Here is a 16550-nt window from a genome sequence, read left to right on the forward strand (position 1 = left end):
TTAAGGGCGTTATCGTCCACAATGATGATCCCGTTCATTCTTGCGTTCACTCTTCCAGGGAGACGCTGATGCGGATAACAGACCCACTAGCTAGCCTACGTTCACTTCCATGGATACCTGCTTCAGCTCCGGATTCAGGTCCTTATCCTCTGTGAGATCCAGAACCGGAGCACCGTCAATGTCAAAATGCACACGGCGGAGGCCGGAGCTTCGCGGTCCGTCAATTCCCGGTCTCGCATGATAGGCGTTCCAGATGACCCCATCCTCGTCCGTCACGTAAGAATTATGGCCCGGACCGTATTCTCCCGGCACACTTCTGGAGGTCAGCAGCGGATAATTGCCTTTGGTCCAGCTCTCTATATCCAGCAGATCCGCCCCCTTATCTGCAGTCAGGAGACCGACAACATAGGTGGCATCCACCGCTGCGCTGGCAAAGGTCACGTAGAGCTTGTCATCCGAATACAGGGCAAAAGGCCCTTCATCTACAAAGGTATGATTGTTGGCCCACCCATAGTCGGGCCGTGTCAGCAGCACCGGATCACTGGTCAGCTTCCACGGCTCCTGCGGATCGATGGTTGCGATATAGACCCAGGCCCCCAGATCGACAGGCACGAACTGGCGCTCCGACCATGCCGCATAGAGCTTGCCGTTCCACCGGATGACAGTCATGTCCAGAGAAATCGTCTTGCCTGCTTCACACAAATATGTGCCGTCCTTCTTCACTACACGCTCCGGGATGGTCCAGTCCGCCGCGTTCATCGGATGACCACCTGCCCGCAGCTTCATCACATGCGACTCTTCATAGAAGAATCCACCAGAGGTTGCCGCATGAAAAATGTACAGCTCATCTTCAATGACATGGAATTCCGGCGCCCACAGCAGACCGCGAATCTGTTCATGGGTGGACGAATCGAGAATCAGCACCTCTTCAGCCGTTACCAGTCCGGGAATAGTATCCGCTTCCCTCATATACAGCGTATGATTCTGATCCGCATCATTGGTGGCAATGAAATAATATTTCCCCTTCCACTGTGCAATGCAGGGGTCTGCACGGTCAAGTGCGATTGGAAACGGATAATGCTCCTGATGGATCTCCCCGGTAATTCTGTAGGTTCCCGACTGGCTCCAGTCGATGGCGCCCATATTCCAATCCACTTTTTTGGACGCCTGCGTACCATCGCTGTATAAGGCCGTTGCCCGCACAGCCTTCACTTCCTCTACCGAAGCCGCACTTACGCGGTCCGGTACCACGATAGCAATGTTCTCTGGAACAGTAAGCTTGCAGAAGAGTCTGCGGGCTGTCTCTGCGGAGACAGAGATCACATTACGCGGCAGAATCCCTTCAATATCGGCAAGCACGGTATCCAGAGTGAACGGCTTTGCTTTTTCCGGAGCCGAGACATTTTTGAGGCTCATGATGTCGGTCATCCAGCTCTCATACCCCTGACCATATTCATCTATCCAGCTGATCAGGTAACCGTTCCGCTCAGGATCGTATTGGCAGGAGACATCGCTTACAAAGGTATCGGCCTTAAGCTCCAGCAGTCCCACCTCGCTGTATTGCAGTAAATCGGCAGAGGAGAACAACAGCACCTTCCCCTTACTCTCTTCATCGGCTTCACCGTCTGCCTCAGTACGCACGGCAATTACGCCGTAAAACCCGTTAGCCAAGTGGAAAAGATACGGATGATTCAGGCTCTTGGCCCGGAGTGTCCCGTCTTCATTCTCCGTCGCCTTGGCGAACAGAACACCCGAGTTATGATTCAATTCCTGAAACAGAAGCCCGTCTGTGCTGTAAGCCAAGTGCATGCTGTGGGCAAGCCTTGAAGCGTACACCATATCCTCCTGCGGCAGCCTTGTATAGCAAAGGATCTGATTCCGATCCTCGTTCCGTTGTGGTATCATTAATCAATAACCTTCCTTCTTATTGATAATTTCTAATAACCAGCAATACACCTTCCACTGTCATTATTCAGTTACGCTCGTGATACACACTATAAATTATAGAGATTGAGCGAATTTCTAACAATGATATTTACTGACCATTAATTGATCTATCCGAAGGAAGGAGAAGCCAATGCCCGCAATACACTACGTTGAATATGACGCTGCGCATCAGCATGATTTCGTGTACAGCATTCCGGAAGGGCTGGATGCCTGGCTTCTTGTACTGACACAGACTCCGGCACTGTTTGAAGTCAATGGGGAATTGAAGGAATTCCCCGCTCATTCTGCTGTCTTGTATCCGCCTAAGCACAGCATCTATTACCGGGCCTGCTCCCGGAAGTATGTGAATGACTGGGTCCGCTTTGATGCGGATGAATCTTATATTACAGAGACCGTCTTACCGGTAGGTACTCCGTTCTCGCTGCCGGACCCCGGCTATTGTCATCAGCTGTTTCAACTGCTGACACTGGAGAACTCCTTCCAGAACGATTACCGGGAGCTATCCATTGACTACCTGTTCCGGCTCTTGTTCAATAAGCTGTCCGAGGCGTCCGAGGACAAGCTGACTCCGCAATATTATAATCTTCTGGAGCTGCGCAAGACGCTTTACAGCAACCCCGGCCACCCTTGGACCGTGTCCTCTATGGCCGGGCATCTGCATATAAGTACAGGCTACCTGCAGACCATATACAAATCCACCTTCGGCATCTCCTGCATGGAGGATGTCATTCACTGCCGGATTCGGCTGGCCAAGGAGAAGCTTGGCTATGGCCAGCACAAAATTGCGGAGATCGCCGCACTCTGCGGCTATGCGAATGTCGAGCATTTCTGCCGGCAGTTCCGGCAGCTTACCGGCTTCTCCCCCCGGGCCTACCGCGAGAAGCTTGCTTCCAAACAGGCTGAAACCCGGCAGGAAGAATAGGCAATTGTAGTTATCTCGGCAGTTTTGCTGGAGCGGGTGCGGGCTAGACGACAAGCAAATGAGAAGCATTAACCAATGCCCCTCATTTGTTGATTACGCCACTATTTGCACACCTTTACTCTGTGGCCGCCTCTGGCAGGTATTCTTAAATTGCCCCCTCCGCCTTCAGTATCCCAGGCTTCCGGGTTCGGTTTCAAGACCCGGACTTAGCCTTGTCTGCGATAACGGAAATAATCGAAATCGGCATAACCGCCGGCTGATTGGGTTGCATAATTGAACAAGCCAATCCGGTAGCCCATGAAATGATCCAGTGTATATTTCATATGCAGCGTCCCGCCAATCGCCTTCCAGACCGCCCCGTCCGCCGAATAGAAGAAATGGGCCTGGTCCACGCTATCCTCGAAATTGAAATCGATTCTTAGATATATCCTGTTGCCGGTGAATGGAATACTCTCCACCGTCTGCGGATAGCCGTCTCCGCTGTTGACGCACATATTCACGCTGAACCCGCCCTGCTTCAAGGCCGCAGCCTCGACCGTCCCGTACCCGTTCTGCAGGGCAACCATACCTGCCCTGTCGCCGGTCTGCATGCCTGAGAGATCAATCAGCGTCTCCGCGCTGCACGCCGGACCTTCGGTCCGCTGGGTCAGTGTATTACGCGCCCGCAGAATGCTGTCTGCTGTGCGTCCGGTGCGCAGCCGCAGATAACCCGGCCGCTCGGTGAGCGACCATAGCCCGTTGTCGGGATTATGGTTCCATTGCCAGTTCAGCGCCAGCCGGCCGCTGGTATAATCGAACTCATCACTGATCACCAGCGGCTTCGGCTCACCCGCAGGAAGCTTCGTCCGGAACACTTTAGGTGCTTCACCGTTCTCCCCGATCACCGGCCAATCCTGCTCCCAGCTTACGGGGAGGACGCAGGGAATCCGTCCGACAGCCCCATGATCCTGGAATAGCACCGCGTACCAGTCACCGTCCGGTGTATCGACAATGCCGCCTTGCGCGACACCGTTATTCTGGTAGCCCAGATCATCATCCAGAATAACCTTCCGCTCGTAAGGACCCGGCAGCTCACGGGAACGGTAGCATAGCTGCCGTCTGCGCTGATTGCCGGTTCTCGGCCATTCAATGAAGAACAGATAATAATAGCCGTTCCGCTTATGCGCATGACAGCCTTCAATCCGCAGACCGATGTCTTCCCGTTCGCCTTCCAGCAGCAGCTGATCCGTTCCGCCGGGCTTCACAGCCGTCAGATCCGCTGTCAGCTCCTTGAGCATGATGTCCCCGTTCCCATAGATCACATAATTGCGGTTATCTTCATCCAGCAGCAGAGCCGGGTCATGATGAAGTCCCGGAATCACCGAACGCTCCCAGGGCCCATGCTCAATATCTCCGGTCCGGTAGATATAGAACTGGTCCATATCATTGGAGGAGAAGCATACATAGTAGATTCCTTCCTTATAGCGGAGGGAGGCCGCCCAAGAACCGCTGCCGTATATCCCTTGGCCGTCTTCCAGCCGGTGGGCCTCATGATCCTCGAAGGTGTCATAGACATAATTCACTATTTCCCAGTCGTACAGATTCTCTGACTTCATAATCGGACAGCCCGGCATGGAGTGCATGCTGGTGCTGACCATATAGAATACAGGGCCGACCCGGATGACATCCACATCCGGGACATCTGCCCACATTACAGGATTGGTAATGATCGCGGTATTCAATGCTTTGGCCTCCTTGAGGTTAGTTATGCTTCTGTCGTGAATTGCCAAGCTGCCAGCTTGAACAAGTCCTTGCTGCTCGCGCCCGAGAATACCAGATAGAGTGAATGTACCCCTACGGCTCCATGGACCTCCGTCTTCAGCTCCGTCCATTCTGCCCCGTTCGCCGCAGGCACGGACAGCTTGCCGGCGAGCGGGCCAGCCGGATCATCCAGATGCAGCTCCAGTACACCGCCGGCTTCAAGGCCCAGAACCGAAGCCTGGAACGCTTTTGCTCCCCGGCTCCCGAAGTCCACTCCGGATAATCCGATCCAGCCGCCGTTCTCTATATCCGTTACGATCTGCTCTCCCCCGGCAGTGAGAAATTCTGTCTTCACCCCCGCGCTCCAGCCCATTGTTGCCGCCGGAATGCGTTCATACGGGTTCAGTGTGACAAGCTGCTGCACGCCCTCATAGTCCGCATGAATCTCTTGAATGGACCCGTCCTCAAGATGAGTCAGGCGGTTAAGATGCGTGGAGCGGTAGCCGTTCGCAATCCCTTGTGCCTTGGATAAGGTCTGGGCGTGATAAGCAATATACCAGCTGTCATGAAATTCAAACACCGCATGGTGGTTGTTCCCGGAGACTCCGAAGAAATGTCCCGGGTTCTTCAGGATCGTCCGCTGATATGTCCAGGGACCCATGGGACTATCACTTGTCATAAAGGCGATCTCCCCCGCCGGAGGGCTGTCCTCCGGCCGTTCCCCGTCATAAAAGTTCGAGCAGTAAGTATAGTAGTAGACACCGTTCCGCTTATGAATTCCGGCATCCTCGAACATGAATGGTGCCGGAATCACTTTAGCCGTACCCACTACGCTGGTCATATCCTCACCCAGCCTCATCACCCGGGCTGTGCCCGGCTCTGCGAACTGTCCTTCCGGGACACCGCCTCCGAAGTAAATGTAGCCCTTGCCGTCGTCATCGACCAGAACCGCCGGGTCGAACAGCCAGGTCACATCCGCTACCCCCGGTGTAGAGCGCAGAATCAGCGCTTTCCCGATTGGGTCAACCCATGGCCCCACCGGACTGTCACTTGAGAGAACCCCAATCCCGCTGGCATTATTGGCGAAGTACAGGAAGAACTTGTCCTTGCCGCCAATCACCTTATAAACTGCTGCCGGTGCCCAGGATTGGGTAGCCCACTTCGCAGCGCCCTCCGGTCCGGCCACGGCAATCGCGCCATGATCGGTCCAATTGACCAGGTCGGCAGAGGAGATGACGGTAATGGTATTGATACTGCTGTAAGAGTTCTCTTTCACCACACCGCTCTCATCATATTCCAGCGCGTCGTTGGTCATGTACAGGTAGACTCTGTCCCCGAATACCAGGGCATAAGGGTCGGCTCCGTATCTGTGCGCTACCAGCGGATTACCGTTAGGGGGTACCTTTCCGGTAGCCTGATTCAATTGAGTTGTCATTTAATTCCCTCCATTGTTGTTAGCGATAAGATGGTTATAACAATTAGGATTGCGAAACCGTCCAGCCTGGTATAATCATCGGCCACGCCTCAGAAGATCACCGAATCAATGGAAGCTTTGTATTCCAGCAGAAGGGCGAAGATCTCCGCATAACGCTCCTCCTGGAGCCTCAGCATTTCTAATGTTGGCGCTTTCAAGTCCGTGCGCTTATCCTGATTACGGAACATGGAGATATCCAGCTCCGTAATCAGGATTTTGAGCCCCAAAAGAGGCGTACAGCTCAAGGGCGCTGCGGATTTCTTCAATGGACGGGCCATAGATATTCCAATGGGCCTGCATGCCTATGCCGTGGACCTCCTGTGAATAACAGCATTGTTGGACAGCTATCTCTATCATAGCGAATTTGTATGCGTTTACCATTACCATACTAAATACATGGACCCTAATAAATTAATGGATCCTATCCTTTTTCAGACTGGGCCTGTTCACGGAATGCCACCGGCTTCAGTGCCGTCCGTTTCTCAAACTCTCTCAGGAAATGGTGATAGTGCACATAACCCACACTCTCCACAATGCTCCTGACTGTGTCGCGGGTTTCGATCAGCCGCTTCTTGGCTGCTTCTATACGCAGATTGTGAATGTACTCCAGAATGCTGATCCCATGCTTTTTGATGAAGGCCTGGCCCAGGTACACCGGATTGATATAGAAATGCTCGGCAATCTCTTTTACAGTCAAATGCCTGGAATAATGATCCCGCAAGAAGCATTCTACGCGGATAAGCGGATGCTCTGAGTTACGTTCCTTGTGCTGCCGGATATAATTCATACTTGTTGCCAGCGCGCTCTGAAGGGTGGCTTGCAGGGCTTCCAGTGATTTGGGCTCCGTTCTGAAAAAATCAAGCGAACCGATCCACTGATCGTCCGCTCCGCCGAATTCCTTCAGCAATTCCATGCTTCTCAGCATGATATCCATGCTGGTCATCTGTACAACTCCCGGATCTGTCCGGTTCTCCTTGAACACGCTGAACATTTCGTTCAGCTTCTCCTGAACCTTCTGCTCCTGCAGCCTCTCCACAGCGCTTATTATTTCCTCGAGCAACTCTGTGGCAGGGAGATTGTAGTTCACCTGGCCCTCGCCTTCAATGGCCGAATGCACCGGACCGCTTCCGTCTGAATAGAAATAGCGGCGGGCCGCAGCCCCTGCCGCTTCCCTGTAGGAGACAGGCAGCTCGCGGAGTGACTGTACACTCGGCCCGATGCTGACGGAGCCCTTCACACCGCTGCGGATCAGCCCGGCATATAGCTGCTCCGCCAGCCCGGCCGCCCCCGCCGAGCTCTCCACAACCAGTCCGGCCTGATCGCCGGGCAGGTCAATGAACAGGGCACCTGCCGGTCCGGCCAGCTCCCGGCAAAGGTCTGTAATATTGCTGCTATCGCCCTCCACATGCAGATACGTCCAGCCCGTAACGGTCTCATCCAGACGGTCCATCTGCTCGGCCGCCTCCTCTTCAGGCTCGGCCCAGTGGCCCTCAAGCATGCGCGCAATCGCCAGCGGCAGCAGCCGGCTCGCCAGCATGCTCTGCTGCATCCTCTGCTTAACGCGCAGCTCCAGCTCATCCGTAATGTCTGTAAGCACCTTATCCCATTCGGCCTCTACGACCGGCTTCAGCAGATAGTGACTTACCCCATAACGAATGGCAGTTCTTGCATATTCGAATTCGCCGTAGCCGCTGAGAACGACGAAGATCGGCTGCTCCATCTCAAGGCTGCGCACGCGCCTTATCAGCTCCAGCCCGTCAATCCCGGGCATACGGATATCTGTAATCACAAGATCGGGCGAGTTTTGTACAATCGCAGCCAGCGCTTCCTCCCCATTCTCGCAGGCTCCGCAGATTTCAAAGCCCAGCTCTTCCCAATCCGTCTGTGTCCGCAATCCCTCTAATGCGAGGGTTTCATCATCCGCGAGTACCACTTTATACATGAGATCCCTCCACTACCAGATCCAGGCTCAAGTCCTCGGGAATCCGGATGGTAATGACCGTCTGTTCATATTCGGTGCTCTCAATGCTGAACCTGGCTCTGCCGTTATAGTACAACATCAAGCGTTTATACACATTGCGAAGCCCGACATTTTGTCCGGAATCCTGCTCCGTTTCCAGATGGGACTTGATCCATTCCAGCTTCTCCTTCTCGATTCCCTTGCCATTGTCCGTCACTACGATCAGCAGGCCAGCGTTATCCCTCGCCGCGGACACGTGGATTTCCCTTGCCCATTTGACCGACTGCAGGCCATGCTTGCAGGAATTCTCCACCAAGGCCTGTATGCTCATCTTGGGAATCCGGCATTTCAGCACCTCCGGCTCAATATCCAGCACATATGAGAACCGGTTCTGAAAGCGGAACTTCTCAATCTGCAGATACATTTCGATAAAAGAGACCTCTTCCTCTACAGTAATAAGATCATCCTTCCAGCTTAGCAGCCTGCGCATAATCAGCGCCAGATTGCGGATGACATCCGTGACTTGTTCATACTTATATTTCTTGCAAATGACCAATATGGCATTCAGCGTATTGAAGAGGAAATGAGGGTCCACCTGGCTTTCCAGATATTTCAGCTCCGCCCGTACCCGTTCAAGCTCCAGGTCCTTCTTCTGAATCTCCAGCTTATAGACATCATTGATCAGATTGCGGATTTTCCCGGTCATCAGATTGAAGCTGCGGATCAGTCCGCCGATTTCATCCTTCCCCTCATACATATCAATGCTCTCGAACTGTTCATATTTGACCAGCTTCATATGCTTGTAGAGCAATCTGACCCGCAGATTATAGGACCTTATAATCACAATCATGAGCAGGGTAGGGAGAATTATAGTTAATAGAGCAAGAATCAGTGAGATCCTTAGGGCATGGACCATTTCATGATTCACCTTCCGGCCCTCCGGAGTTCCGACCAGACGCCAGCCCTTGGTGTAGGCTGCACTGCTGAGCGTACGGACAATCTGCTTGGATGGCTGATCCAGGCTTGTGTCCACATTCAGCAGAGCATTGGTGTCCAGCGAGTAGAAGGATTGACCCGATGCCAGCACGATCCGGTTCTTCTCATCCAGCAGCTTGAAATCCAGATAATCACGCTCCTTCTGGAACAGCTCCTGCACATTGTTCAGCCGCAGATCAATCCGCAAATACTTATTGTAGGGCTGGCCCGTAAAGTTATCCAGCTTGCGGATCAGGCTGACAAACACCTCCTGCTGGGGCGGATTAAGCGGGTTGGTCCCCTGATAGGAGGTCAGCAATACCTTGTCTGTGCTGCTTGATATTTTGCGGTACCATTCACTCTGCTTATCCTTGTCTGACAGAATAAAATAGCTGCTGCCATTCTGGATCGTCGGATTGGAGGTATATATGCCCATCCAGTAGATATAGGAGTGGAGATTGCTGTACTGCCGCAGCTTGTCCTTAAGAAAATCGTTATAGGCATCATAATAAGCCTCATTATCCGGGTAGGCATAATCCATCATCTCCATATAGGGCCGGTCTGCAGCCACCGTATTGCTGATCGCCACACATTCATTCACGATCTGCATCAGATCATAGACCACCCGGTCTACCGAAATCCCCAGATTCTCCCTCTCCCGTACTTCCACGTTGCGGCTGATCTGCACATAAAAAAGGGCGTTGATGCTGAGTATGGGGACGAGAACACACAGTAAGTAGATAAACAAAAACTTGTATTTGAGCGGAATATCATTGATGAAGGCAGACGGCTTCCGTTTATGCTTCATGCAGTCCCCTCCTCCCCTTGATTTAGCTCTTCTTGTATACGGTAGGCGTAACGCCGTTGAGCGCCTTGAACTTGGCAGCGAACACATCAGCGTCCGCATAGCCCACCCGGCTTGAGATATCGGAAATACCCATATCGGTCCGGCGCAGCAGCTTCTTGGCTTCTTCAATGCGGTATTCATGGAGATAGTCGTTAAAAGAGCTGCCGTAATGCTTCCTGAACCGTTGTCCCAGGTAAGCGGAATTCACATGCAGAACTTTCGCAATATCCTGCAGCTTCAGCTTCTCCTGATAATGCCTGCGGACATACTCCGTCACGGCAGACACTATCTGGTCCTCCCGCCTGCCGTCCGCAGCAGCTGCGAACCATTCTGCAGCCTCGCACAGCTCCTCCTCCGTCTGCCTCTCCAGCAGAGGCAGGCAGCTGGCCGTATACCGGGACGGAAACCATTTTTTCACCCACTGCGCATAGTCTCCCCCTCTGGCAGTAATTTCACGTAGCAGCTCAGCTTTGATATTGGCCAGAAAAGCGTCGATCCATGAGCTTGAAGCCACCTCCGCCGAGAATATCTTGAACACATCGCGGAGTTGCCCGCTCAGGTGCTCAAGCTTCCCTTCAGTGACGGATTGCAGCAGCGATCTTCTCAGCTCTGCCGGAAGCATCGCCATCTGAGTCTTATCCTGCTTCTCGAAGAAGCCGGTCGCTCCGCCCTCCGCGGCATCCGGCCTGCACAGCTCAGCAGCCAGCGCATCCTGATAAGCCGAATTCAGAGCTTCCGGTCCGTGATGCTGAAGGCTTGCCGTGAAACAGACCGGAGTGCTGTACAAGGGACGTATTTCATCCATCCAGCTTGTGAGCATGGCCGGGTCAAGCTCCGGTCCTTCCTGCGGGGACACCAGCAAATATCCATGCTTCCCGCTTCCTGCAGTGAACGGATAGACGCTCAGGCTGCACAGCGGCTCCTTGCCGCCCATGGCAGAGACCTGCTCACGCAGCTGAAGACTGTCAGGCGCTGTTCCATGGACCAGTATACAGCATATCCGCGAGGCGGGGGTGATCCCAAGGCTCTTCATCCCCTTCTGCCGCTCCTCTTCCGTGTTCTCCCGCATCAGGAGCCGGGATACCGTATCCGCCTGCATCAGAGCCGAAAGAGCCTCGCGCCGTGAGGACACCTTGCGCTCCTTATGGATTTGGTCGGTTACGATCTGCAGCGCCTCTGTCAGTTCCTTCTCATCCAGAGGTTTGGTCAAATAGTTGGATACCCCGTACTTAAGCGCCCGCTTGGCATATTCAAAGTCGGCGTAGCCGCTGAAGATAATAAACTTGGGCCGGAAATCGGTTTTGGAAGCTCTTTTTATTAGTTCAAGACCGTCAATTACCGGCATGCGCACATCAGTTATAACCAGATCAGGACGGGTGCTGTGAATCAGCTCCAGCGCGTCCTCCCCGTCCAGAGCCTCACCGCATACTTCAAAGTTTAATTTCTCCCAGTCTACCAGGAATCGCAGCCCTTCCAGCATAAGCGGCTCATCGTCGGCAAACAGTACCTTAAGCATTGGATCACCCTCTTTATTTAAGTATTTTGAGTTCTGCAAGGCTGACCAGTATTGAACAGGAGAAACCGCTTCGGCTTCACCCGAAACGGTTATATTATCCATATTTTTCTTATATCATTCTAAATGACAATTATTCTTTCACACTTCCCAGGTTCAACCCTACCACGAAATACTTCTGCAAGAAAGGGTAGACGAACAAAATCGGGACAGCCGTAACGATCGTGATCGCGGAACGGATGGAAGCCGGTGTAACCAGGGCCTGCACCTGATTATTCTGGCCTCCCGCAAGCATGGAAGGATCATTGTTCGTGCTCATCGTGGAACCCAGCAGCTTCATCATTTCATATTGCAGTGTGCTTAGCTTAAGATCCGAGGAAGCATAGAGGAAGGTATCGAACCAGGCATTCCATGAACCTACCGCAATGAACAAAGCAACCGTTGCCAGTACAGGAGTACACAGCGGGAAGATGATTTTCCAGAAAATCCGGAAATCCCCCGCCCCGTCGATCTTCGCCGATTCGGTTAGACTGAACGGAAGACCGCGGATATAGGTCCGCATAATGATCAGGTTGAATGCGCTGACCAGACTCGGAAGGATATAGACCATGAAGCTATGCAGCAGGCCCATATTCTTGATCAGGAAGTAGTTCGGAATCAGTCCGGCATTGAAATACATGGTCAGGATGAACAGCAGGCCGATTTTTTTGCGAAAAATATATTGTGGCTGCGCCAGTGCATAAGCCAGCATAGTGGTGAGAAAAACACCGAGCAGCGTTGAGATGACCGTGCGGGATACCGAGATAAATGCGGCATGGTAGATCGTCCCTGAAACAAAGACCGCCTTGTAATTCTCCAGCGTCCACGAACGGGGCCAGAGATAGATTCCACCGGCCAGCGTGTCACTGCCGTCGTTGAACGAAACAGCCATCGTGTGGAGGAATGGATACAGGGTTACAGCAACCACAAAGAGCATGAACAGCGTGTTCAGTGTATGAAACACAACCGGCTCTATGCGGCTTGATCCTTTTGCTACAGCTTTCATAAGGGCTTCCTCCTTTAGATTAACCGCTCTTCGCCGAGACGTTTGGCAGTATAGTTGGCCATGAAGACGAGAATAACGCTGACGATGGTCTTGAAGATCCCTGCTGCCGTAGCCAGAGAATAGTTCCCCATAGAGATCCCGTACTTAATGACGAAGATGTCGATGGTCTGCGAATAGTCTATAGTAAGACCGTTGCCGAGCAGGTACTGAAGTTCAAAGCCGGCATCCAGAATATGTCCAATATTCATAATCAGCAGAATCACAAAGGTTGCTTTAATTCCCGGAAGAGTGACAAAACGCATTTTTTGCAGACGCGTAGCGCCGTCGATGGATGCTGCCTCATACAGGGAAGGGTCAATGGAGGTAATCGCGGCCAGATAGATAATCGTACCCCAGCCTACTTCTTTCCACACGTTGGAAGCCCCGACAATGCCCCAGAAATACTTGCCCTCACTGAGCCACATAATCGGATCTTTGATCAGGTGAAGCTTCATTAGAATGACATTGACAATCCCGTCATCAATCGACAGGGAGGTAGCGACAATACCCGCTGCGATAACCCAGGACAGAAAGTGCGGCAAATATGAAATTGACTGGACGATACGTTTGAAGAACTTGAGTCTAATCTCATTCAGCAGCAAAGCCAGGCCGATAGCCGTCACCGTACCGAGTACAAGATTGATGAAGCTCATGGCAACCGTGTTGCGCAACACCAGCATGAAGGTCTCATCGGAGAATAAGAATTTGAACTGCTGGAAGCCTACCCACTCCTGCTGGCCGAAGGACAGCGCCGGGCGGTAATTCTGAAAGGCCATAATCCAGCCCCAAACGGGTACATAGTTAAAAATAATTAGATAGATGGCAATCGGCACAGACATAAAAATAAGCTGTTTCTGTATCTTTAGCGTCTTCCAGCTGAGGCTCACACCGATTTCCGGATCGACTTTGCTTCTACGGGTCTTCTGTTTCTTGACCTGTTTGTCCAGTACGGCATCAGACATGTAGTATTCCCTCCTGTGTAATCGTTCTCTCCACTCCTATTTAGGAAGAGCGGGAAAGTTCATTTCCCGCTCCGTTTCAAGCCTTAGTGCCGCTTACTTGACGCTCCATTTTTCGATACGCTGCTGGATGCCTTCATTAATCCGGTCTTCGTAGGCCTTGATGTCCAGCTTGTGGATTTTGTCCACATAATCCTGCCATACACCTTCGAACTCTGCCGGACTGGCCATAATGGCTTTGGGCAGGAATTTAACCTGAAGGTCATTCAGCTTGGACTGTGCAAGCTGAGCTGGCGAACCATCCTTAAGCACGATGGAGTACGCCGGGAAGTAGATATTGTTCTCTTTGGGTTCCTTGAAGAATTCAGACCAGGATTTCTTGTTGTACGCCTTCAGAATCTTCTGGTCATAAGGCTTCAGGCTGTCGAAGAATTCCTGTGGCTGCGTACCCGGATCTGCTGCATTTCCGTCGCTGTACGTACCTTGAATTTTAGGCATATAACCGTGCATACCTGTGATTTTGTTAGCTACCTGCCAGCTTGTCTTGTCAGCGTTTGCCCGTTGTTCCGGTGTCCGGTAGAACGAACCGTCCGCATTCACTTCATAATCCTCGCCCTTGACTCCCCATTGGATCGTCTTCTGCCATTCCTCAGTGATCATCTGATCCCAGAATTTGATAATGCGCTCAGGGTCCTTGGCATTGATCGAAATGCCGAAGCCGCGGTTGGTGCCGACTGCTCCGCGGTCACGGTACCATTCCTCAGCACCCGGATAGAGCAGAGGGAAGCCGATGTACGTATCTTCGATTTTGCCCTGGGAGATCAGGGAAGTCTCACCGTCCTGAAAGTTCCAGTGCTGGTCAAACATACCGACGACCTTGCCGCTTGCGATTTTGGCCAGATACTGGTCATAGTTCTGCACGAACGCTTCCTTATCCATCAGCCCTTGAGCGTTAATCTCATTAAGCTTCTTGTAGTAATCCTTGGACATATCCTTGTCGGCAAAAATCTGCGCTACATTGTTGTCTACAATAACCGCTCCGTCATTCGGATGTCCTGACAGATGCTCAGGCGCATTCTGCAGCGGAAACACACGCCAGTCGAAGTTGAGCGATTCGAACCCGATGACATCCGGGTGTTTTTCTTTATATTTGGCAATGATATCGAAATATTCATCAAGGGTCTTAGGCGTTGGATAGCCCATTTCCTCCAGCACCTTCTTTTGCAGCCAGAAGCCTGGTCCCTGGTAAGTCGGTTCAGTAATTTTACCTTGATATACGCCATAGCTTGGCAGTACATAGATGTGTCCGTCACTCTCATCCTTGATCTGGTTCCACACATCGGCATAATGCTTCTTCAGGTTGGGCGCGTACTTCTCAATCAGATCCTCCAGCGGAATGTAAGCTTTGGCATTGATAAGCTTGTCGTCCCCTGACATGATGTCCGGATAGTCACCTCCGGCAATCATGACGCCTAGCTTCTGCTGCAGGTCGCCGACCAGGAATTCCATATTGAAGCTGACCCCGGTTTTTTCTTTCATCAGTTTGAGAATTTTGTTGTCAGGCGTAGGCTGCTGCCCGGGACCACTCATAAATACCGAGAATGTTACCGGAGCATTATCGTCTCCGGCTGCCGCCGGACTGGCGTTTCCTCCACTGGCGTTATCTTTGCTTCCGGTGTTGCTGCTGTTGTTGCCAGAACCACAGCCTGTAAGTGCCAGTGTGAGTGCTAATACACCGGCTGCCGCGGCCTTGGCTGAACGTTTTGCCGTTTTGTGCATGTTGTTATGCCTCCCCTTTTTGGCTAATCGCTTATGCTTATAAATTCTCTTGTTGACATCTCTAATTATACGTTTTCAGAATGCGCTTACAATTCATAAACTATAGTACTTCCCCCCGAAAATTCGATAAAAAGAAAACGCTTGCTTGCTGCGCGGCAACTGAATTTCCGTTCTTTAGTACAGGAGCAGCCAGCGGTTGTTGAGCCGCTCCCGGCATTTCAAATGACTTAATGCACCCGCTGGCGATTACACGGCTGCAGCTATAAATGAAGAACAAGACAGATAGTTTACACCTTTCTCTTGCCTGCGCACATCGGACGGATTGAGGGGCACTTTTGCTCCTCATTTCCTCCTTGTCGCCGACTTTCGGCGGATTGAGGGGCACTTTTGCTCCTCGTTTCTTCCTGACGCCGACTTTCGGCGGATTCAGGGGCACTTTTGCTCTTCGTTTCCTCTTGTCGCCGACTTTCGGCGGATTCAGGGGCACTTTTGCTCTTCGTTTCCTCTTGTCGCCCGCTTTCGTTCCTGAACATCGCCGACTTTCGGCGGAATTAGAGGGATTTATCCCTTTGATTCCCGTGCATCGCCCACTTTCGGCGGAATTAGTGGGAATTATCCCTTTCATTTCCGCACATTGCCCACTTTCGGCGGAATTAGAGGGATTTATCCCTTTGATTCCCGTGCATCGCCCACTTTCGGCGGAATTAGAGGGATTTATCCCTTTGATTCCCGTGCATTGCCCACTTTCGGCGGAATTAGAGGGATTTATCCCTTTGATTCCCGTGCATCGCCCACTTTCGGCGGAATTAGAGGGATTTATCCCTTTGATTCCCGTGCATCGCCCACTTTCGGCGGAATTAGTGGGAATTATCCCTTTCATTTCCGCGCATCGCCCACTTTCGGCGGAATTAGAGGGATTTATCCCTTTCATTTCCGCGTACAGCCAACTTTCGGCGGAATTAGTGGGATTTATCCCCTTCATTTCCGCGTATCGCCTACTTCGGGCGGGTCTATTTTATACGCAGAATTTCCTGCATAATCACAGAAAAGGATTGGCGCAAATGCGCCAATCCCAGCACAATCTTCTATAAATCATCCATTCTGACCGTATCCTGTTTCCGTAGTCTTCTATAATCAGCTACTCTGCCAGCTTCCTGTTTCCGTAGTCTTCTATAATCATCCACTCTGCCAGCTTCCTGTTTCCGCAGTCTTCTATAATCATCCACTCTGCCAGCTTCCTGTTTCCGCAGTCTTCTATAATCATCCGCTCTGCCAGCTTCCTGTTTACGCAATTTTCTATAATCATCAACTCTGCCAGCTTCCTGTTTCCGCAGTCTTCTATAAACTTCT

General features: G+C 52.0%; 14 protein-coding genes. 2 read left to right on the forward strand and 12 right to left on the reverse strand.

The features are described 5' to 3' along the window. Positions 1-90: 90 nt before the first annotated feature. Positions 91-1905, reverse strand: coding sequence for a family 43 glycosylhydrolase (locus tag NYE33_RS27660; protein WP_341068434.1), 1815 nt, complete (start codon positions 1903-1905; stop codon positions 91-93). Between the two features lie 172 nt (positions 1906-2077). Between NYE33_RS27660 and NYE33_RS27665 the strand changes: the two genes are divergently transcribed. Then, on the forward strand, positions 2078-2869 hold the full coding sequence (locus NYE33_RS27665) for a helix-turn-helix transcriptional regulator (RefSeq protein WP_341068435.1): 792 nt from the start codon (positions 2078-2080) through the stop codon (positions 2867-2869). A gap of 206 nt (positions 2870-3075) precedes the next feature. On the opposite strand, the gene NYE33_RS27670 is transcribed toward NYE33_RS27665, so the two are convergent. From NYE33_RS27670 to NYE33_RS27715, 10 genes are all read right to left on the reverse strand, one after another. Beyond that, positions 3076-4590 carry a glycoside hydrolase family 43 protein gene (locus NYE33_RS27670; protein WP_336101110.1) on the reverse strand — a complete coding sequence of 505 codons (1515 nt, stop codon included), beginning with the start codon at positions 4588-4590 and terminating at the stop codon, positions 3076-3078. A 23-nt stretch (positions 4591-4613) separates the two neighbouring features. Beyond that, entirely contained in the window at positions 4614-6044 is a 1431-nt protein-coding gene (locus NYE33_RS27675; RefSeq protein ID WP_341068438.1) for a glycoside hydrolase family 43 protein, read from the reverse strand. A gap of 89 nt (positions 6045-6133) precedes the next feature. Beyond that, the gene (locus NYE33_RS27680) at positions 6134-6310 is read right to left on the reverse strand and encodes a hypothetical protein (RefSeq protein ID WP_341068775.1); all 177 of its coding nucleotides are present in this window, start codon (positions 6308-6310) and stop codon (positions 6134-6136) included. Continuing rightward, positions 6261-6470 carry an endo-1,4-beta-xylanase gene (locus tag NYE33_RS27685; RefSeq protein ID WP_336101112.1) on the reverse strand — a complete coding sequence of 70 codons (210 nt, stop codon included), beginning with the start codon at positions 6468-6470 and terminating at the stop codon, positions 6261-6263. The genes NYE33_RS27680 and NYE33_RS27685 overlap by 50 nt, the downstream gene beginning before the upstream one ends. 34 nt (positions 6471-6504) lie before the next feature. Beyond that, positions 6505-8025 carry a response regulator transcription factor gene (locus NYE33_RS27690; protein ID WP_341068440.1) on the reverse strand — a complete coding sequence of 507 codons (1521 nt, stop codon included), beginning with the start codon at positions 8023-8025 and terminating at the stop codon, positions 6505-6507. Further along, positions 8018-9826, reverse strand: a complete 1809-nt coding sequence (locus tag NYE33_RS27695) for a sensor histidine kinase (RefSeq protein ID WP_042135915.1) — start codon at positions 9824-9826, stop codon at positions 8018-8020. The genes NYE33_RS27690 and NYE33_RS27695 overlap by 8 nt, the downstream gene beginning before the upstream one ends. Positions 9827-9848: 22 nt before the next feature. After that, on the reverse strand, positions 9849-11381 hold the full coding sequence (locus NYE33_RS27700) for a response regulator transcription factor (RefSeq protein WP_076244385.1): 1533 nt from the start codon (positions 11379-11381) through the stop codon (positions 9849-9851). Between the two features lie 130 nt (positions 11382-11511). Continuing rightward, positions 11512-12423 carry a carbohydrate ABC transporter permease gene (locus NYE33_RS27705; RefSeq protein WP_042135910.1) on the reverse strand — a complete coding sequence of 304 codons (912 nt, stop codon included), beginning with the start codon at positions 12421-12423 and terminating at the stop codon, positions 11512-11514. A 14-nt stretch (positions 12424-12437) separates the two neighbouring features. Continuing rightward, positions 12438-13424, reverse strand: a complete 987-nt coding sequence (locus tag NYE33_RS27710; protein WP_340946716.1) for an ABC transporter permease — start codon at positions 13422-13424, stop codon at positions 12438-12440. Between the two features lie 93 nt (positions 13425-13517). Then, complete coding sequence (locus NYE33_RS27715) at positions 13518-15200, reverse strand: extracellular solute-binding protein (protein WP_340946717.1); 1683 nt, start codon at positions 15198-15200, stop codon at positions 13518-13520. A gap of 353 nt (positions 15201-15553) precedes the next feature. Between NYE33_RS27715 and NYE33_RS27720 the strand changes: the two genes are divergently transcribed. Then, positions 15554-16291, forward strand: a complete 738-nt coding sequence (locus tag NYE33_RS27720) for a hypothetical protein (protein WP_341068442.1) — start codon at positions 15554-15556, stop codon at positions 16289-16291. A 47-nt stretch (positions 16292-16338) separates the two neighbouring features. Here the strand turns inward: NYE33_RS27720 and NYE33_RS27725 are convergent, their stop codons facing one another. Next, entirely contained in the window at positions 16339-16509 is a 171-nt protein-coding gene (locus NYE33_RS27725; RefSeq protein WP_341068444.1) for a hypothetical protein, read from the reverse strand. Positions 16510-16550: the final 41 nt, after the last annotated feature.

The sequence above is a fragment of the Paenibacillus sp. FSL R10-2199 genome (genome assembly GCF_038000235.1).
GTDB classification, from domain to species: Bacteria; Bacillota; Bacilli; order Paenibacillales; family Paenibacillaceae; genus Paenibacillus_AQ; species Paenibacillus_AQ phytohabitans.